Annotated in this window: 19 protein-coding genes and 2 riboswitches; of the genes, 9 read left to right on the top strand and 10 right to left on the bottom strand. The window is 65.6% G+C overall.

The genetic code is table 11. The annotated features are described in order from the left end of the window. Window positions 1-8 precede the first annotated feature (8 nt). Window positions 9-743, top strand: coding sequence for a flagellar basal body L-ring protein FlgH (gene flgH, locus JIP62_RS13760; protein ID WP_201102713.1), 735 nt, complete (start codon window positions 9-11; stop codon window positions 741-743). Between the two features lie 128 nt (window positions 744-871). On the opposite strand, the gene JIP62_RS13755 is transcribed toward flgH, so the two are convergent. From JIP62_RS13755 to JIP62_RS13740, 4 genes are all read right to left on the bottom strand, one after another. After that, on the bottom strand, window positions 872-1,879 hold the full coding sequence (locus JIP62_RS13755) for an adenosine deaminase (RefSeq protein ID WP_201102712.1): 1,008 nt from the start codon (window positions 1,877-1,879) through the stop codon (window positions 872-874). 23 nt (window positions 1,880-1,902) lie between these two features. After that, window positions 1,903-2,676 carry an NYN domain-containing protein gene (locus JIP62_RS13750; RefSeq protein WP_201102711.1) on the bottom strand — a complete coding sequence of 258 codons (774 nt, stop codon included), beginning with the start codon at window positions 2,674-2,676 and terminating at the stop codon, window positions 1,903-1,905. Between the two features lie 65 nt (window positions 2,677-2,741). Further along, window positions 2,742-4,544, bottom strand: coding sequence for an arginine--tRNA ligase (gene argS / locus JIP62_RS13745; protein ID WP_201102710.1), 1,803 nt, complete (start codon window positions 4,542-4,544; stop codon window positions 2,742-2,744). Next, window positions 4,541-5,221 (bottom strand): Tat pathway signal sequence domain protein, encoded by a 681-nt coding sequence (locus JIP62_RS13740; RefSeq protein WP_201102709.1) that lies wholly within the window; start codon window positions 5,219-5,221, stop codon window positions 4,541-4,543. Before JIP62_RS13740 ends, argS begins: the two co-directional genes overlap by 4 nt. 165 nt (window positions 5,222-5,386) lie before the next feature. Here JIP62_RS13740 and ispH point away from each other — a divergent pair, with 165 nt between their 5' ends. The 4 genes from ispH to JIP62_RS13720 all read left to right on the top strand — a co-directional run bounded on the left by ispH (window position 5,387) and on the right by JIP62_RS13720 (window position 9,211). Then, complete coding sequence (ispH, locus tag JIP62_RS13735; RefSeq protein ID WP_201102708.1) at window positions 5,387-6,358, top strand: 4-hydroxy-3-methylbut-2-enyl diphosphate reductase; 972 nt, start codon at window positions 5,387-5,389, stop codon at window positions 6,356-6,358. Between the two features lie 117 nt (window positions 6,359-6,475). Then, entirely contained in the window at window positions 6,476-7,918 is a 1,443-nt protein-coding gene (gene pyk, locus JIP62_RS13730) for a pyruvate kinase (protein ID WP_201102707.1), read from the top strand. 9 nt (window positions 7,919-7,927) lie between these two features. Further along, window positions 7,928-8,968 carry a DNA adenine methylase gene (locus JIP62_RS13725; protein WP_201102706.1) on the top strand — a complete coding sequence of 347 codons (1,041 nt, stop codon included), beginning with the start codon at window positions 7,928-7,930 and terminating at the stop codon, window positions 8,966-8,968. A gap of 72 nt (window positions 8,969-9,040) precedes the next feature. Continuing rightward, the gene (locus tag JIP62_RS13720) at window positions 9,041-9,211 is read left to right on the top strand and encodes a hypothetical protein (RefSeq protein ID WP_201102705.1); all 171 of its coding nucleotides are present in this window, start codon (window positions 9,041-9,043) and stop codon (window positions 9,209-9,211) included. A 1-nt stretch (window position 9,212) separates the two neighbouring features. On the opposite strand, the gene JIP62_RS13715 is transcribed toward JIP62_RS13720, so the two are convergent. The 6 genes from JIP62_RS13715 to JIP62_RS13690 form a co-directional block, all read right to left on the bottom strand. After that, window positions 9,213-10,715 (bottom strand): replicative DNA helicase, encoded by a 1,503-nt coding sequence (locus JIP62_RS13715; RefSeq protein ID WP_201102704.1) that lies wholly within the window; start codon window positions 10,713-10,715, stop codon window positions 9,213-9,215. Window positions 10,716-10,819: 104 nt separating this feature from the next. Beyond that, window positions 10,820-11,197, bottom strand: coding sequence for a hypothetical protein (locus JIP62_RS13710; protein ID WP_201102703.1), 378 nt, complete (start codon window positions 11,195-11,197; stop codon window positions 10,820-10,822). Window positions 11,198-11,330: 133 nt separating this feature from the next. After that, window positions 11,331-11,915, bottom strand: a complete 585-nt coding sequence (gene rplI, locus JIP62_RS13705; protein WP_201102702.1) for a 50S ribosomal protein L9 — start codon at window positions 11,913-11,915, stop codon at window positions 11,331-11,333. A 1-nt stretch (window position 11,916) separates the two neighbouring features. Next, entirely contained in the window at window positions 11,917-12,210 is a 294-nt protein-coding gene (rpsR, locus tag JIP62_RS13700) for a 30S ribosomal protein S18 (protein ID WP_201102701.1), read from the bottom strand. Window positions 12,211-12,222: 12 nt separating this feature from the next. Continuing rightward, on the bottom strand, window positions 12,223-12,606 hold the full coding sequence (gene rpsF / locus JIP62_RS13695) for a 30S ribosomal protein S6 (RefSeq protein ID WP_201102700.1): 384 nt from the start codon (window positions 12,604-12,606) through the stop codon (window positions 12,223-12,225). 318 nt (window positions 12,607-12,924) lie between these two features. Beyond that, on the bottom strand, window positions 12,925-13,959 hold the full coding sequence (locus JIP62_RS13690; protein WP_201102699.1) for an alpha/beta hydrolase: 1,035 nt from the start codon (window positions 13,957-13,959) through the stop codon (window positions 12,925-12,927). 103 nt (window positions 13,960-14,062) lie between these two features. Beyond that, window positions 14,063-14,161: riboswitch (glycine riboswitch) on the top strand. A 4-nt stretch (window positions 14,162-14,165) separates the two neighbouring features. Further along, window positions 14,166-14,267: riboswitch (glycine riboswitch) on the top strand. Between the two features lie 60 nt (window positions 14,268-14,327). On the opposite strand from JIP62_RS13690, the gene gcvT reads away from it, so the two are divergent. The 4 genes from gcvT to gcvPA are packed head-to-tail and all read left to right on the top strand — an operon-like array spanning window position 14,328 to window position 17,411. Then, the gene (gene gcvT / locus JIP62_RS13685; protein ID WP_201102698.1) at window positions 14,328-15,443 is read left to right on the top strand and encodes a glycine cleavage system aminomethyltransferase GcvT; all 1,116 of its coding nucleotides are present in this window, start codon (window positions 14,328-14,330) and stop codon (window positions 15,441-15,443) included. Window positions 15,444-15,454: 11 nt separating this feature from the next. Further along, window positions 15,455-15,820, top strand: coding sequence for a glycine cleavage system protein GcvH (gene gcvH, locus JIP62_RS13680; RefSeq protein WP_201102697.1), 366 nt, complete (start codon window positions 15,455-15,457; stop codon window positions 15,818-15,820). Between the two features lie 7 nt (window positions 15,821-15,827). Beyond that, window positions 15,828-16,049: an HTH-like domain-containing protein gene (locus JIP62_RS13675; protein WP_201102696.1), complete on the top strand. Its 222-nt coding sequence runs from the start codon at window positions 15,828-15,830 to the stop codon at window positions 16,047-16,049. Between the two features lie 15 nt (window positions 16,050-16,064). After that, window positions 16,065-17,411, top strand: coding sequence for an aminomethyl-transferring glycine dehydrogenase subunit GcvPA (gene gcvPA / locus JIP62_RS13670; RefSeq protein ID WP_201102695.1), 1,347 nt, complete (start codon window positions 16,065-16,067; stop codon window positions 17,409-17,411). Window positions 17,412-17,416: the final 5 nt, after the last annotated feature.

The following is a 17,416-nucleotide window of genomic DNA, read 5'->3' as shown; positions in this document are numbered from 1 at the left end:
CAGTTCCCATGCGCCCTGTCATCCAGAACGTCTCCATCCTGCTGATTTCCGCCATTTCGCTGGGGGCCTGTTCCACCGCGCTGGAGACCGTCCGCGGGCCCGAGCTGGCCCCGATCGGCTATCCGGCGGCACTGGTCCCGGTGCAGCAGACCTATCTGCCCGCGCCCGAGGATCGCCCGGCCAGCGCCAACAGCCTGTGGCGCACCGGAGCCCGCAGCTTCTTCGGCGACCAGCGCGCCCGCCGCGTCGGTGACATCCTGACCGTCAATATCGACATCGACGACCGCGCCCAGACCTCGAACTCGACCCAGCGCGCCCGCACCAACGAAATGTCAGGCGGCGTCACCAACTTCTTCGGACTTGAAAACAGCCTGGGGCAAGCCTTTCCGGGCGGCTTCGACCCGGCCAATCTGGTTGGACTGGAAGGCCAGTCCAATGCCGCCGGATCGGGCAGCGTCAGCCGGTCGGAGCGGGTCAGCCTGACCATCGCCGCCGTGGTCACCGCCGTGCTGCCCAACGGCAATCTGGTGATCCAGGGTCGGCAAGAAGTGCGCACCAACCGCGAAATCCGCGAGCTGACCGTCGCGGGCATCGTGCGGCCTGAGGACATCTCGTCGGGCAACACCGTCTCCCACACCCAGATCGCCGAAGCTCGCATCAGCTACGGCGGCCGCGGCGACATCAGCCGGATGCAGGCCACTCCCGCCGCCCAGTCCCTGGTGGAGCGCTTCAGCCCGTTCTGACGGGGGTGGCACGTCTCCTCCCCATCAGCGATGGGGAGGGGGACCACGAAGTGGTGGAGGGGTCCTTTCCCCAGCACTGGCACTGAAGACCCCCCTCCCCATCGCTACGCGACAGGGAGGAGACAGGGTCAGCGGGCGGCGTAGGCGTCGATCTCGGCCAGGCGAGCGATCTTTTCGCCGGGGCTCAGGAAGGCCCCTTCGAAACTGTTGCGGGCCAGCTGGGTCACCTGTTCGCGCGTCAGGCCGACCGCCGCCGCCAGGGCCCGGTAGTTGTCGTTCACATAGCCGCCGAAATAGGCCGGATCGTCCGAATTCAGCGTCACGTGCAGGCCCCGGCGCAGCATCTCCGGCACCGGGTGTTTGGCCAGGTCATCGACCACGCACAGTTTCAGGTTCGACAGCGGACAGACGGTCAGCGTCATGCCAGAGGCCGCCAGCCGCTGGATCAGGGCCTCGTCCTCCATGGAACGATTGCCGTGGTCCATCCGGTCGATCTTGAGCAGATCCAGCGCCTCCCACACATAGGCAGGCGGGCCCTCCTCTCCCGCATGGGCGACGCGCTTCAGACCCATGGCCCCGGCCCGATCGAAGACGCGCTGGAATTTGGAGGGCGGATGACCCACTTCGGACGAGTCCAGTCCAACCCCGGCAATCCGGTCCAGCCAGGGCTCGGCGGCACTCAAGGTGGCCTGGGCCGCGTCTTCGTCCAGGTGGCGCAGGAAGCACAGGATCAGCTGCGACGAGACATCCAGCTCGGTCCTGGCCGCGGCCATGCCTGAGGTCAGACCCTCGATCACCACCTGAAACGGAATGCCACGGTCAGTGTGGGTCTGGGGGTCAAAGAAGATCTCCGCATGGCGCACCCGGTCCGCCGCCGCGCGCCGGAAATAGGCCAGGGCCAGATCTTGGAAATCCTGTTCCGTCCGCAGGACCTCGGCCCCCGCATAATAGATGTCGAGGAAGTCCTGAAGGTTGGAGAAATCATAGGCGGCACGCACCGCCTCGACGGTGTCGAACGGGATGGCGACGCGATTACGCCGCGCCAGCTCGAACATCAGCTCGGGCTCCAGACTGCCTTCGATATGCAGGTGCAGCTCGGCCTTGGGCAGGTCGGCGATATAGGCGTCCATGGTCATCGGGGGCTCTTTCGTTCGGGCCCCTAATTGGACACCACCAGTCGTAGATGTCGAGGCTTGGACCCCGCAGGTGGCGGGCTGGGCGGCGGGGCGTCCAGGATCGGATCGCGCGGTCGCCAACTTTGGGGCCGCTCGACCCAGATGCGGCCGGACTTCACGCGGTCCGGCAGGGCGGCGCGTTCCAGCATGCGTCGCTCGATCGAAATCCTGTCGTCACACCACGGCAGGATCTGGCGGTTGTGATGACGGCCGGGCGGAGCGACGGTGATGACCCGCTTGTGCGGATACCCCTCCTTCAGGAACCGGGCGGTGGCGGCATGGTCGCCGTCCGTCGTCAGAATGTAGGCCACATCGAAGCGATCGGCGGCGGCGTCTGCGGCGACGGCCAGGGCCAGGTTCACGTCGCTCTGCTTTTCGGTGGCGTCCATCCACTGATGCCCGCAGGCATGGCAATGATCGCCGTGCAGGACGAAATGGCCCATCAGGCAGCGCACCCCCCGCCCCCGCAGCGCCTGCTCATAGGCGTATAGGGCGGTCATCCGGTCCCGCTTCTGGGGTCTGTGGGCACTGACCCAGACCGTGCCGACCAGCCGCTCGTTGCGCGCGATCAGCAACCGGCCCAGCGCCGACAGATCCAGCCACAGCAGCTCGCGCTGGCCCAGGTCCAGGATCGAATGATGCAGGTTGAACCCGTCGATATAGAAGGCGGCCCGCTTCTTCAGGAACGGCGGCGTCAGATCGGCCAGGACGAAGCCGTCCCGCCCGTCGCGCTTCTGCCCCGAACCCTTGACCGCCATGCCCAGCCCCTCTGCCCAAGGCAAAGGTTAACCAGACCTTGCGGCCGGAGTCCGTGACGCAAAAGCTACATCCGGTCGGGCACCGTGATCCCCAGCAGGTCCAGCGCCGTCTCCAACTGATGCAGCGCCGCCGCCGCAAGGGCCAGGCGGGAGGCTTTCACGGCCGCATCCGGCGCGACCAGGATCGGGCAGGCCGCATAGAATTTCGAAAAGGACTGGGCCAGCCGATAGGCATGCTCGGCGATCAGATGCGGGCTGCGCTTCTCATAGGCATCGGCGACCGCGGCATCGAAGGCATCCAGCGTCAGGGCCAGATCACGCTCGGCCGCCTCGGCTACGACGATCGGTCCGGGCGACAGACCCTGCTCCGAGGCCTTGCGCAGCAGGGATTTAATGCGCACCGCCTGGTACAGCAGATAGGGTCCGGTCCGCCCCTCGAAGCTCATGAACCGGTCCAGGTCGAAGACATAGCTGGTGGTTCGGCTGTTCGACAGCTCGGCGAACTTCAGCGCGGCCACGGCGACCTGATGGGCGATCGCCTCGAAAGCCTCGGGCGTCAGATCGGTGCCCAGCTGCGCTTCGGTCAGCCGTTCGCGGGCCTTTTCCAGAGCCTGGGTGATCAGGTCATGCAGTTTCAGCACGCCGCCCGCCCGGGTCTTGAACGGCTTGCCGTCGGCACCGTTCATCGTGCCGTTGGCCGCATGCTCCAACTGCCCCGGCTGGGCATAGCCGGCCAGATAGGCAGCGCGGAACACCTGTTCGAAATGGTCGCCCTGACGCTGATCGACGCAATACAGGATCAAGTCGAAATCGAACTGTCGGCGCCGGTCCAGGATGGTCGCTAGATCCGTCGTGCCATACATGGCCGACCCTTCAGACGACACGACCAGCAAGGGGTCGGGGCTGGGCCGCACCACAACGGTGCCGTCGTCCAGCTTCTTCTTCTTGGTCTCGCCTTCGCGCGCGACGTGGATCACCCGAGCGCCCTGGTCCTCGACCAGCAGGCCCTTGGCCTCCAGCTCGGCGACCATTTCAGGGATCAGGGGGTCGGCATCCGACTCGCCGTTCCACAGGTCGAAGGTTACACCCAGAGCCCCGAACTCGCGCTCCAGGGCCGTGCGGCTGACGGCCACGAAATGGGTCCACAACGCCCGATAGCCGGGACGCCCGGATTGCAGTTCTGCCGTCGCCTTGCGGGCGCGGTCACGGAATGCCGGGTCTTCCTTGGCGCGCGCGGCGGTCAGCGGATAGAGCCGCTCCAGATCGTCCAGGCTGACCGGGCTTTCGGCCGGGAAAGGGCCATCGCCTTCGACGGTGAAACCATCGGCCAGGCCTTCGTCGGCGCAGGCCACGATCAGCAGGCCCATCTGGAAGCCCCAGTCGCCGAAGTGGGCATCACCCCAGACGGTATCGCCACGGAACCGGAACAGCCGCTTCAGGCTCTCGCCGATGATGGACGACCGCAGATGGCCGACGTGCATCGGCTTGGCCACATTCGGCCCCGCATAGTCGATCACCACCCGGCGCGGCGTCTCGACCGCCGAGGCTCCTGCCAGGGCGGTGTCTTGCGCCACCTCGGCCGCCCGCGCCGACAGGGCGGTATCGGCGACCTTCATATTGATGAAGCCCGGTCCGGCGATCTCGACCGAAACCAGTTGCGGATCGCCTGCCAGTCGCTCGGCGATCTTTCCAGCCAGCTCACGCGGATTGGTGCCCAGGGCCTTGGCGGCGGCCAGGGCCCCGTTGGATTGAAAATCGGCCAGGTCCGGACGGTCGGATGCGCTCACGCGCGCCAGCGCCGTGGCCACGCCTTCGGCGGCGAAGGCGGCGCTGACCGCTTCGCTCAGAGACGATCGCAGGTCGGTCATTGGGCCGGGGGCGTGGCGGCGGGCGCGGGGCTTTGACCGGCGGTCACACGGAAGCGGCTGCCGCTGCGGTTGAACTCGGCCATTTCAGGCGTCACGTCGAAACCGACCAGAACTTCGAAATTCGCGCCGCTGGTCTCGATGCCGGCGCGAGGGATCACGATCACCCGCTCTTCGGTGACGGAGGTGCGGTCCGCACCTTCGAAAGTCACGGGCAGATCGAAATATTCCTTGGCGAGGACAGCGCGGTTCCGCTCCGTCACGGCGATCCAGTAGCGATAGGTCCGGCTGTCACCCTGAGCCTGCGGTCCGCGGCCCAGATTGAACAGCAGATCGACGTGCACGGTGATCGGCTCGTCGGACTGATAGGCGCAGCCGGACGACAGACCCTCGATCTCGCCGGTGTAGCCGATGTTCGAGGCCGCAGCGCGGCCATCGCCTGCGATCTCCACGAAGCGTGCCGCGTCGTACAGGATTTTGACATAGGGGCACGGCCCCGCGTTCGGCTGTCGGCGCAGCGGCGCGATACGGGGGGCCCGCGACCGCTCGGCGGGCTCGGCGTCCTGGGTGGGCCGGCCACGCTGGTCCGGCGTCTGGCCAGGGACCTGGGCCTGGGCAGCAGCAGGCAGGGCGGCCGCCACAGTCATCACGGCGAGGGAGGCGAAAAGGGCGCGACGCATCAAATCAGAATTCCGACAGCCAGGGACACGCGCACGGGGGTCGTCACGCCGTCCATACGCTCGCCGCTGATAGCGGCTAAAGCGAGGCGCGGCAAACACGCAGAACCTCATCTTGCACGCGCGTGAGCGGTGGCGATCGCCCGGCACAGCGACTAGGTTGTCGCCATGACCCTCCATGCACCGGCCTCCGTCTTTCCCAAGCGCAGCCTTACCGTGCGTCTGGCCACGCCGCGCGGCTTCTGTGCCGGGGTCGATCGCGCCATTCAGATCGTGGAGCGGGCGATCGCGAAATACGGCGCGCCGGTCTATGTGCGCCATGAGATCGTCCACAATCGCCATGTCGTGGAGCGGCTCAAATCGCTGGGGGCCGTCTTCGTGCGCGAGCTGGACCAGTGCCCCGATGATCGTCCGGTCGTCTTTTCGGCCCACGGCGTGCCCAAGTCGGTGCCCGATACAGCGCGTGCGCGCGACATGTTCTTTCTGGACGCCACCTGCCCCCTCGTGTCGAAAGTGCATGTCGAATGCGAGCGCCGTCATGCCGAGGGACGCCACATCATCCTGATCGGCCACGCTGGCCATCCGGAAGTGGTCGGGACCATGGGCCAGTTGCCGGCGGGGGCGATCACACTGGTCGAAACCGTGGAAGATGCCCAGACCTTCCAGCGCCCGGGCGATGCGCCCCTGGCCTATGCCACCCAGACCACCCTGTCGGTCGATGACACCGCCGAAATTCTGTCGGTCCTGCGCGCCCGGTTCCCCGAACTGCCCGAGCCGCACAAGGAGGACATCTGCTATGCCACCACCAATCGGCAGGAAGCGGTCAAGCGCCTGGCCGATGGCAGCGACCTGGTGCTCGTCATTGGATCGCAGAATTCCTCCAACTCGGTCCGCCTGGTCGAGGTGGCGCTGAAGGCCGGCGCGCGCGACGCCCGACTGATCGACGATGCCAGTCACATCGACTGGTCCTGGTTCGACGGTGTGGAAACCGTGGGTGTCACGGCCGGAGCCTCGGCCCCGGAGCGACTGATCGAAGATCTGATCGCCGCGATCCATACCCGGTTCGACGCCGAAGTGACCGAAGACGACGGCGCACGCGAGGCCGTCACCTTCAAACTGCCGCGCGTCCTGACGAACTGATCCTCGGGCGTTCCACCTGCGTCACTTCGTGTTTCGCCTCTGGAGGGTGCCCTTACCCGGCCGCTCAATCGTTGGCACAACGGCGGCTCGCATCACCTTGCCTTAACGGACCCGATCATGATCAGAGCCCGGCGCGCCCGCATCGTCGCCACACTGGGACCCGCCAGCCGGGCCCCCGGCATGGTCAAGGCCCTGGCCGAGGCCGGGGTGGATGTCTTTCGCCTGAACTTCAGCCACGGCAGCCACGATGACCATGCGGCCGCCCTGAAGGCTGTGCGGGGAGCCGAGATGGCCCTGCAGCGTCCGCTGGGCGTGCTGGCCGATCTGCAGGGGCCGAAACTGCGCCTGGGCCGGTTCGCCAACGTCGAGATCGACGTGAAGCCGGGCCACAAGATGCGCTTCGACCTGGACCCGACCCCGGGCGACGAGACACGCGTTCAGATGCCGCATCCGGAGATTTTCCGGGCTCTGCGGCCCGGCATGCTGCTGTTGCTGGACGACGGGCGTGTGCGGCTGCGCGTCGGCGAGCGGACCGACGAATGGGCAGACGTCACGATCGAGAGCGGCTCCAAGCTGAGCGACCGCAAGGGCGTGGCCGTGCCGGAAGCCGTCGTGCCGGTTTCGGCCCTGACCCCCAAGGACCGCGAGGACCTGGCCTTTGCCCTGCGGATCGGCGTGGACTGGGTCGCGCTCAGCTTCGTCCAGAAGGCCGAGGACATGGCCGAGCTGAAGCAGATCGTGAAGGGTCGCGCCGCCTGCCTGGCCAAGATCGAAAAGCCCCAGGCTCTGGCCGACCTGAACAGCATTCTGGACTATTGCGACGGGGTCATGGTCGCGCGCGGCGATCTGGGCGTGGAAATGAACCCGGAGGACGTCCCCGTCGCGCAGAAGGCCATCATCCGCGCGGCCCGCCAGCGCGGCGTGCCGGTGATCGTCGCCACCCAGATGCTGGAATCGATGACGGCGGCACCGGCGCCGACCCGGGCAGAGGCCTCGGACGTTGCCAATGCCGTCTATGAAGGCGCCGACGCCCTGATGCTGTCGGCCGAGACGGCGTCCGGCGACTATCCGCTGGAAGCGGTCGGCATCATGAACCGGATCATGGAGCGGGTCGAAGCTGACCCGCTGTGGCCCAGTCTGATGGATGCCGAGCATGCCGGCATGGATGACATCGACGCCGACGCCCTGGTCGCGGCAGCGCGCAAGGCGGGCGAGGCTCAGTCGACGGCCTGTATCGTCGTGTTCACCACCTTGGGCGGGACGGCGCGACGGATGTCACGCGAGCGACCGCTGCAGCCCATGCTGGCCCTGACACCCAAGCCGGAAACCGCGCGCCGACTGGCCCTCGTCTGGGGTCTGGAACCTCGTCTGGGCAAGGAGCCTGCCAGCCTGGAAGACGTCACTGATGACGCCGTCAGCGGGGCCATGACGTTTGGCCTGGCCCAACCGGGTCAGCGCATCCTGATCCTGGCCGGTACGCCTTTCGGGGCACCGGGGGCTGCGAATCTGCTGCGATTGGCTCATGCTCCGTCAAAGGCGAAGGGCGCCCGCAAAAGCTAACGGCACCGGATGATCAAATACATCGGCTCCAAGCGCGCCTTGCTGGGCCATGTCACAGGTGCGGTTCGCGACGTCCTGCCCGCGGGTGGCAGGGTCTGCGATCTCTTTTCCGGAACAGCTCGCGTCGGCCATGCGATGAAGGCGCAGGGTTATCGGGTGTGGTCGAACGACCACAATGCCTATGCCCACACCCTGGCCACGGCCTATGTCCAGGCCGATCGCGACATCTGGCTGGAACGCGCAGAGGCGGTGCTGGCCGAGTTGCGGCAGGTGCGCCCACAGGCGGGCTGGTTTACCAAGGCCTTCTGCGAGGACGCCCGATACTTCCATCCCGACAACGGAGCCCGCATCGATGCCATGCGTGACCGGATCGAGACGCTGGCACTGGAGCCTGAGCTGGAAGCGATCGCCTTGGTCAGTCTGATGGAGGCAGCCGATCGGGTCGACTCCACGGCCGGTGTCCAGATGGCCTATATGAAGACCTGGGCCGCGCGGGCTTTGAAGCCTTTGGAACTGCGCTTGCCCGAGCTACTGCCCGGCGTGACGACTGGGCCTTGCGTCGCGACCCAAGGCGATGCGGTCGATATGGCGGCACAGGTCGAGGCCGACCTTGTCTATCTGGACCCGCCCTACAACCAGCACTCCTATCTGGGCAACTATCACTGCTGGGAGAGCCTGGTCCTGTGGGACAAACCCGAGACCTATGGCATCGCCAACAAGCGTGTGGACGTCAGGACGCGCAAAAGCGCCTTTAATTCTCGGCGCGGCATCGGACCGGCTCTGCAGTCTGTCATTGATCGGCTGAAAGCCCCCAATCTGATCGTCTCATTCAACGACGAGGGCTATCTGGACCGTGAGACCTTGGTTCAGATGCTGGGCGCACGCGGCCATGTTCAGGTCGTCGAGATCGCCCGCCCCCGCTATGTCGGGGCCCGGATCGGCATTCATAATCCGAAGGGCGAAAAGGTCGGAGCGGTGGGTCGGCTGCGCAATGTCGAATATCTGTTTGTGGTGACGGACCGGCCTGTCGACTTGGCCGCCGCGGCCTGACGGGAACGACCCTGCGGCGATCGCCGTTAGGTCGTCATGTCAATGTCATCATCCACGCCCCACCGGCCCTCCTTGTCCGCGGCCAATGCCTTTGACGCCATCGCCTGGCGGTCGTCCCCGAGCCGCCAGTTCGAAACGATGACCCCGGTCGAGATGCCCCTGCCCCGTTGGGTCGTCGTCGTGGGTGGCGGCGTGATGGCCGCCCTGATGGGAGCCATGGTGGGCGGCGGACTGGCGATTTGATCTATTCCGGGATGTCCTGGAAGTTGCCGTAGCGGCCGTCGCGAGCCAGGTTACCGAAGCGGGTCGTGTTGTCGTCGAAGGCCAGTTTGACGATTCCGATGGGACCGTGGCGCTGCTTGCCGATGACGACCTCGGCCTGACCGTGGATTTCGCCCATCCTCTCGGCCCAGGTCACATATTCCTCCTTCTTCTCGTCGGAGGGCTTCAGGCGTTCGTGGTAGTAGCTCTCACGGTAGACGAACATCACGCAGTCGGCGTCCTGCTCGATCGAGCCGGATTCGCGCAGGTCCGATAGCTGGGGCCGTTTATCCTCCCGGTTCTCGACCTGACGGGACAGCTGCGACAGCGCCAGGATCGGCACGTCCAGTTCCTTGGCCAACGCCTTCAGACCGCCGGTGATTTCCGACACTTCCTGCACGCGGTTTTTCTGGCTGTTGGATTCGCCGGTCGTGATGAGCTGCAGATAGTCGACCACGATCAGGTCCAGCCCCTGCTCCTGCCGTTTCAGGCGCCGGGCGCGGGCGGCCAGCTTGGCGATCGACAGTCCGCCGGTGGCGTCGATGTACAAGGGACTGGCGGCGATCTCGTCCGCAGCCTCGCGGATCTGGCCATAGTCGGTGGCGTTCAGGTCGCCCTTTCGCATCTTGTCCGACGACACATTGGAGGCGTCTGCCAGGATACGCATCGCCAGCTGTTCGGCGCTCATTTCCAGCGAGAAGAAGGCGACGACGCCGCCGTTGACGGTCTTGCGGCCCTCCGGTGTCGGCTCCCACTGGTACCGGCGGGCGACGTTGAAGGCGATGTTGGTGGCCAGGGCCGTCTTTCCCATCGACGGACGTCCTGCCAGGATCAGCAGGTCGGACGGGTGAAGCCCGCCCAGCATGTGGTCCAGGTCGATCAGGTGCGTTTCCAGCCCCGCAATCTTGCCCTCTCGGCGATAGGCTTCCTCCGCCATTTCCAGGGCGCCGGCGACAGCGGTGGAAAAGGGCACGAAGCCCGATGAGGCCTTTCCGGTCTCAGCCAGATTATACAGCTGCTGTTCGGCCTGTTCGATCTGATCGATGGCCTTGGTCTCGGGATCGGGCGCAGCCTTGGCGATCTCGCCGCCGATGCGGATCAGATCGCGGCGCAGGGCCAGGTCATAGACGACGCGGGCATAATCCGGCGCATTGGCAGCTGGCGGGGCACGGTCGACCAGATCGGCCAGATAGCGCAGACCGCCGAACTCCTCGAACGCCGGATCCTGTTTGAACCGCTCCATCAGGATGGTCGGCTCAGCCAGCAGGCCCTGCCGGATGTGATCTTCGATCGCCGTATAGAGCCGCTGGTGGAACGGCTCGTAGAAGTGGATGCCACTCAGCCGGTCGCTGATCCGCTCGAAGACGGCATTATCGAACATCAGCGCGCCCAGCAGCGCCTGCTCGGCCTCCAGATTGTGGGGCATCGAGGTGATCGCGCCGGGGTCGAGGGGCGACGGAAAGGTCACAGGGGCATAGGCGTTCATTGCAGGAGGTCTAACCTTGAAGGCCCCCTGCGACACCTGCGGTCGTCCCATTCGCGGGGGACAAGACGTTAACGCTGTGGAACGCTGTCAATTCCGCAACGGCATCAAGCCGGGCAAGGATGCTGCGCTCGAAACCATTCGCGCACACCGTCGGCCACGGTCATGCGCTGACGTCGGCTCTGGGGGATGGCGTTCAGAAACCCGAGGAACTGGCGCGCATCCAGTGAGATCCGTTCGGGCGGGCAGGCCAAGAGCGTCCGGCCCGCGGCACGGGCCTCGCGGATTTCCCCCCTGACGGTGACGAAGGCTCGCTCGGCCTCGGTCTTCAGACGATGGGCGTCCGGCATCAGCATGGCGGTCGGGTTCAGCGGAATACGATTGGCCCGATTGACGAAGGCCTCCAGGGTCATGGGCGACTGGGCCTGAACAGCCCCGGCCATGATCGTCAGCGTGAGCCCAAGAGCCAGGGTTGCAGATCGCATGTCATCCCTCCTGAAAGGCTCAGCTTAGGCGTTCGTTTGCGGCCGTTTCAGGGAAGGATCGCAGCCGGATAAAGAAAGGGCGCGTCCGTTGCCGAACGCGCCCCACCTTGTTGATCTGACCCGGAGGACAGGATCAGTCTTCGCTGCCCAGTCCGTCCTGGCGACCGGCACCGCCCTCGAACATGTCGCGGGCCTGTTCCTCGGCAGCCTGGCGGTCGTCGTCATAGGCCGCCTTGATGACGTCCTCGCCGCGCGCCTGACGTTCGGCTTCTTCAGCCGAGCGGGCGACGTTGATCTTGACGGTGACCATGACCTCGGCGTGCAGGCGAACCGGCACGTCGTGGACGCCCAGCGTCTTGATCGGCACATTCAGGACGACCTGGCTGCGCTCGACCTTGCCGCCTTCAGCCTGAACGGCCTCAGCCACGTCGCGGGCGGCAACCGAACCATAGAGCTGGCCCGTTTCGCCGGCCTGACGGATCAGGACGTAGGTCTGGCCGTCGATCTTGTCGCCAACCTTGGCCGCATCGGCCTTGTTCTTCTCGTTGCGCGCCTCGATGGCAGCGCGCTCGACTTCGAAGGCCTTCAGGTTGTTGGCGGTGGCCCGGCGGGCCTTGTCGCGCGGCAGAAGGAAGTTGCGGGCGAAGCCGTCCTTAACGGTAACGACATCGCCGATGGCGCCGAGATTATCGACGCGTTCAAGCAGAACGACCTTCATATCACTTCACCACATAGGGCAGGAGGGCCAGATAGCGGGCACGCTTGATGGCCTGGGCCAGCAGGCGCTGCTTCTTCTGGGAAACGGCGGTGATGCGCGACGGGACGATCTTGCCACGCTCGCTGATGTAGCGTTGCAGCAGCTTGACGTCCTTGTAGTCGATCTTCGGCGCATTGGCACCCGAGAACGGGCACACCTTGCGACGACGATAGAAGGGACGGCGTCCGGCGGAGCCGGAGCCCGCGGGGGTCCCCGGAGTGTTGGCGCCCGAAGGGGCGGATGTGGTGTCAGTCATGATCCGGTTCCCTTAGACGGCTTCGACTTCATCGGCGCGGGGGGCACGATCGCGTTCGCGCTCACGTTCGCGCTCACGACGAGCCAGCAGGGGCGACAGTTCCAGGTCAAGTTCCTCGACCCGGACGGTCAGCCAGCGAAGGACGTCTTCGTTGATGCCCAGCTGACGCTCGACCTCGGCCATGGCGGCCGGCGGAGTGTCGATGGCGAGCAGAGAATAGTGTGCCTTGCGGTTCTTCTTGACCCGATAGGTCAGGTTGCGCAGACCCCAGTATTCGATCTTGGCGACGGATCCGCCGCCGGCCTCGATGATCGCCTTGATGGTGTCGTTCAGCGCTTCGGCCTGTTGCGCGCTGATATCCTGGCGCGTCATGACCGTGTGCTCGTAAAGAGCCATTCGGTAGTCTCCCTTGATGGACGTCGGCGCGGGCGGACCGGGTTAGAAGTCCTGTCCCACGATGGCTCCTGACGCGGCGGCCGGGATGGCTTCCCGAACCCTTTGATACTCCGCGCCAGGACCGAAGCCCTGGAAAGCCGGGCCGTATAGGGGAAAAGCCTCCCTCGGGCAAGCCGGAGCGCCTACCGGCTTTGGGAATGAGCATGTTTGCGCCGCTCAGCACGGCCGCGCGCGCTCCTACGCCCTCGACGGCAGGCATTTCTCCTCCCCATCCGGAATGGGGAGGAGATGGCACCTTTCGATAGGAAGGATGGCAGTCTAGATAGGAAGAATGGCAGTGCCGAAGGCACGCTTCAGTTCGTGGGCGGCAAACGTCTGGGCGGCTGCCGCATCCGGCACGACCAGAGCCATGCCGAAGAACTCGTGCGTGGAGCCGTGGAAGGTCTTGTGACGCACATCCACACCGGACTGTTCCAACCGCTCGGCCAGCAGTTCTCCCTCTGACCGCAGGGGATCGATCTCGGCCAAGATGATGGTAGCAGACGGCAGGCCGATCAGGTCCGCCTCGACAACATTGACGCGTGTGTCGGCAGTCTGGGCTTGGCTGTCGAAGGTTTGTTCAACAAACCATTCGATCATCGCCTTATTGAGTGGCTTAGCGAACTCGTTCTCGACATATGACGGCGTGTTCAGGTCGTTGCCGACCAGGGGATAGACCAGCACCTGATGCAGCGGAGCCTGCAGCCCTTGGTCGCGCGCGGCGATGGCGACATTGATGGCCAAGTTACCGCCTGCGCTTTCTCCCATCACTGCTACCTTCTGGGGGTCGCCATTGAAGGTCTGGGCATTGTCGAGCACCCATTTGTAGGCCGCGACCGCATCTTCGTGGGCGGCGGGGAATTTGTGCTCCGGTGCTTGGCGATAATGGACGGAGACCACGATGACATCGGCCATCTTCGAGACGCCGCGCGGGCCACCGTCATAGACGTCCAGATCGGCGATAACGAAGCCGCCGCCATGGAAATAGACCACAACCGGATGCAGCCGATCCTCGGAATGCTCATGCGGCTTGTAGATGCGGGCCTGGATGGGGCCGGCGGCGCCGGGAATGGTGATGTCGGCGGTTCTGACTCCCAGGTCGGCGGCCGGGTCCTTACCCGACTTGCGCAGCAGGGATTTGACCGCATCGGTCGGGGTCGGCTGAAGGCGGGCCTGCTCGGCGCCCAGGTTTTCGATCGGCTTGCCGCCGAGAGACGCCAGTTCGTCGAGGACCTTCTGCATCGGGCCATCGGCCTTGGCCGGAGAGGTGCGCGGCGCTTCGTCCTTACCGAGGATTTTGTCGAGGATAGACATGAGTATTCCTGAATGAGGTGACAGTGCGACGAGAACCCGCCGCCGCGGCAGGATGTTCCGTTTGGTCACGCTTGACTCAGGGCCTGACTCGGGGCCTTTGGACCTTGCTCTCGCGGGAGAGATCGGGGCCGTTTCGGCGGACCTCGGAGCCGAAGGCGCAACCGCCCCGGAAACGCTCAGGCAAACGGACCGCGAGGACATACGGACGCTGGAAAGTCGATCCAGGATCTTCGGATCTGGGGATCGCGCCGACGGAGCAAGGCCCGGATCGGATCCGAGCCGGAATCTCTCAGGCCTCACGGACAGCGGGGGCGCGAGGACGGCGGGCATCACCCGCTTCAACACGCGACTCTGAAAGTCTGGCCCGCATGACCGATCAAGCCTTGAAGACCACGCCGCTGAATGCCGCGCACCGCGCCCTGGGGGCCCGCATGGTCGGGTTCGGCGGCTATGACATGCCTGTGCAGTATGAGGGCGTCCTGGCCGAGCATCGCTGGACCCGCGAACACGCTGGCCTGTTTGATGTCTCGCACATGGGCCAGTGCAAGATCACGGGCGCGGACGCCATTACCCAGTTCCAGCGCTTCGTGCCCGGCGACTATGAAGCCCTGAAAGCCGGCAAACAGAAATACAGCCTGCTGCTGAATACCGAAGGCGGCATCATGGACGATCTGATGGCCGGAAAGCCCGACCACGACGGCCTTTATGTCGTGGTCAATGCCGGCAATAAGGATGCGGACTTCGCCTATCTGGACGCGCATCTGCAGGGCGACGCGACCCTGACCGTCCTGTCCGACCGCGCGCTGATCGCCATCCAGGGGCCCGAGGCGGCCGAGGTGATGGCGGCGCACGAGCCGGTCCTGGCCGAGTTCGGCTTCATGGACTGTGCGCGGCTGATGCTGTTCGGCGTCGACTGCTATGTCTCGCGCTCGGGCTACACGGGCGAAGACGGCTACGAAATTTCCGTGCCGAACGCGGATGCCGAGCGGATCTGGAACACCATCCTGGAGGACGCGCGGGTCAAGCCGATCGGCCTGGGCGCGCGTGACAGCCTGCGGCTGGAAGCCGGACTGCCGCTGCATGGCCACGACATCGATGCGACGACGTCACCGGTCGAGGCGGCCCTGACCTTTGCCCTGTCCAAGTCGCGCAAGGAAGCGGCCGACTTCAATGGTGCCGAGCGGATCCTGAAGGAACTGGCGGAAGGCACCGGTCGGGTACGCGTGGGACTGAGCGTCAAGGAAGGTGCCCCGGCGCGCGAGGGCGCAGAGATCGCGGATGAGGACGGCACGGTCATCGGCGCGGTGACCTCCGGCGGCCCCTCCCCTACCCTGGGTCGGAACATCGCCATGGGTTATGTGCCCGCCTCGCACGCGGCCCTGGGCACTGAGCTGAAAGTCATCGTGCGCGGCAAGGCCGCAGCCGCCGAAGTCATCGCCATGCCCTTCGTGGCACAGCGCTATCACCGCAAACCAAAAGCCTGAGGGATCGTCCGATGAAGTTCACCAAGGATCACGAGTGGGTCAGCCTGGACGGCGACATCGCCACCGTGGGCATTACCAAACACGCCGCCGACCAACTGGGCGATGTCGTGTTCGTCGAGGTTCCGCAGGTCGGCAAGACCGTGACCAAGGGCGACAGCTTTGCCGTCGTCGAGAGCGTCAAGGCCGCCTCCGACGTCTATGCGCCGGTGTCGGGCGAAGTGGTCGAAGCCAATGACGCCCTGTCCAGCGCCCCGGAAACGGTCAATGCAGCGCCCGAAGCCGATGGCTGGTTCGCCAAGATCAAGGTCGCCGATGCTTCCGGTCTGGACGCCCTGATGGATCAGGCGGCCTACGACCAGTACCTGACGACGCTCTGATAACCGCATGACCAACGAGCAACTCGCGGCCCAACTCAAAGATGATTGCGATCGCGCAGGCGATGGCGAGCGAGTGGTGACGATTCACCTGTTCGGCATTCGTCATGCGACGGATCTCAAGGGGCGCAACCTCCGAGAAATCGCCACGCTGGCCGGCATACCGGTCGATTATGGAACCGAGATCGGCAAGGGCGTGAAGCTCGCGTCGTACGTCGATATCAAACGCTAGATAGGCCTCCCCGCCATGCGCTACCTCCCCCTGACGCCCGATGATCGTACCGCCATGCTGGCGGCGATCGGTGCCAAGTCGATCGACGACCTGTTCGTGGACGTGCCGCAGAGCGCGCGTCTGGCTGAGCCGGTGGACCTGCCGCGCGTGGCGGGCGAGCTGGAGGTGGAGCGGGCGCTGAAGGCCCTGGCCGGCAAGAATACCGTCGCGGGCGATGTGCCCTTCTTCTGCGGGGCCGGAGCCTATCGCCACCATGTCCCGGCGACGGTGGATCATGTGATCCAGCGGTCGGAATTCCTGACCAGCTACACCCCCTATCAGCCCGAGATCGCCCAGGGGACGCTGCAGTACCTGTATGAGTTCCAGACCCAGGTGGCGAACCTGACCGGAATGGATGTGGCCAACGCCAGCCTCTATGACGGCTCGACCGCCATGGCCGAGGGCGTCCTGATGGCGACGCGGGTGACGCGCCGGAACAAGGCGGTCATCTCGGGCGGGGTTCACCCCCACTATGTCGCCGCGACCGAAACGGTCGTGCATGCGGTCGGGGTAGAGACGCAGGTCCTGGCTCCGGCCGTCGATGCCGAAGCCGACGTCATCGCCCAGATCGGGCCGGACACGGCCTGTGTCGTCGTCCAGACCCCGAACGTCTTCGGCACCGCCACCGACGTGACCAGGATCGCCGAGGCGGCCCATGCGGCCGGGGCTCTGCTGATCGTGGTCGTGACCGAGGCCGTGTCGATGGGCCTGCTGAAATCGCCTGGCGAGATGGGGGCCGACATCGTGGCCGCCGAGGGCCAGTCGATCGGCAATGCCCTGAACTATGGCGGTCCGTACATCGGCCTGTTCGCCTGCCGCGAGAAGCTGATCCGCCAGATGCCGGGCCGTCTGTGCGGCGAGACGGTGGATGCCGATGGCCAGCGCGGCTTCGTCCTGACCCTGTCGACGCGCGAACAGCACATCCGCCGGGATAAGGCGACGTCGAACATCTGCACCAACTCGGGCCTGTGCTCGCTGGCCTTCACCATTCACATGAGCCTGCTGGGCGAGACCGGCCTGCGCCGCATGGCTCTGCTGAACCACGAGAAGGCGCTGGCGACCCGCGATGCCCTGGCCGCCATTCCTGGGGTCGAGATCCTGACCGGCCGGTTCTTCAACGAGTTTGCCGTGCGCCTGCCCCGCAATGCCGCCGAGGTGGTGGATGCCCTGGCCGCGCACCGCATTCTGGCGGGCGTGCCCTACAGCCGTCTGGCCCCCAATGCGGGCATGGACGATGTCCTGCTGGTCTGCGCGACCGAGACGACACTGGATGCCGACATCAAGATTTTGGCGGGTGCGCTCGCCAAGGTCCTGGCGAACTGAGGAGC

The sequence above is a fragment of the Brevundimonas vitisensis genome (genome assembly GCF_016656965.1).
Classification (GTDB): domain Bacteria; phylum Pseudomonadota; class Alphaproteobacteria; order Caulobacterales; family Caulobacteraceae; genus Brevundimonas; species Brevundimonas vitisensis.
This window is presented reverse-complemented; position numbering and strand designations above follow the sequence as displayed.

Bases quoted from the DNA above. Each gene is read 5' to 3' on its own strand.
- JIP62_RS13690 (WP_201102699.1), bottom strand. From the start codon at position 13,959: ATGTCTATCCTCGACAAAATCCTCGGTAAGGACGAAGCGCCGCGCACC.
- argS (WP_201102710.1), bottom strand. From the start codon at position 4,544: ATGACCGACCTGCGATCGTCTCTGAGCGAAGCGGTCAGCGCCGCCTTC.
- JIP62_RS13740 (WP_201102709.1), bottom strand. From the start codon at position 5,221: ATGCGTCGCGCCCTTTTCGCCTCCCTCGCCGTGATGACTGTGGCGGCC.
- JIP62_RS13750 (WP_201102711.1), bottom strand. From the start codon at position 2,676: ATGGCGGTCAAGGGTTCGGGGCAGAAGCGCGACGGGCGGGACGGCTTC.
- gcvH (WP_201102697.1), top strand. From the start codon at position 15,455: ATGAAGTTCACCAAGGATCACGAGTGGGTCAGCCTGGACGGCGACATC.
- rpsR (WP_201102701.1), bottom strand. From the start codon at position 12,210: ATGACTGACACCACATCCGCCCCTTCGGGCGCCAACACTCCGGGGACC.
- ispH (WP_201102708.1), top strand. From the start codon at position 5,387: ATGACCCTCCATGCACCGGCCTCCGTCTTTCCCAAGCGCAGCCTTACC.
- gcvPA (WP_201102695.1), top strand. From the start codon at position 16,065: ATGCGCTACCTCCCCCTGACGCCCGATGATCGTACCGCCATGCTGGCG.
- JIP62_RS13675 (WP_201102696.1), top strand. From the start codon at position 15,828: ATGACCAACGAGCAACTCGCGGCCCAACTCAAAGATGATTGCGATCGC.
- gcvT (WP_201102698.1), top strand. From the start codon at position 14,328: ATGACCGATCAAGCCTTGAAGACCACGCCGCTGAATGCCGCGCACCGC.
- JIP62_RS13755 (WP_201102712.1), bottom strand. From the start codon at position 1,879: ATGACCATGGACGCCTATATCGCCGACCTGCCCAAGGCCGAGCTGCAC.
- rplI (WP_201102702.1), bottom strand. From the start codon at position 11,915: ATGAAGGTCGTTCTGCTTGAACGCGTCGATAATCTCGGCGCCATCGGC.
- JIP62_RS13715 (WP_201102704.1), bottom strand. From the start codon at position 10,715: ATGAACGCCTATGCCCCTGTGACCTTTCCGTCGCCCCTCGACCCCGGC.
- pyk (WP_201102707.1), top strand. From the start codon at position 6,476: ATGATCAGAGCCCGGCGCGCCCGCATCGTCGCCACACTGGGACCCGCC.
- JIP62_RS13725 (WP_201102706.1), top strand. From the start codon at position 7,928: ATGATCAAATACATCGGCTCCAAGCGCGCCTTGCTGGGCCATGTCACA.
- rpsF (WP_201102700.1), bottom strand. From the start codon at position 12,606: ATGGCTCTTTACGAGCACACGGTCATGACGCGCCAGGATATCAGCGCG.
- JIP62_RS13710 (WP_201102703.1), bottom strand. From the start codon at position 11,197: ATGCGATCTGCAACCCTGGCTCTTGGGCTCACGCTGACGATCATGGCC.
- flgH (WP_201102713.1), top strand. From the start codon at position 9: ATGCGCCCTGTCATCCAGAACGTCTCCATCCTGCTGATTTCCGCCATT.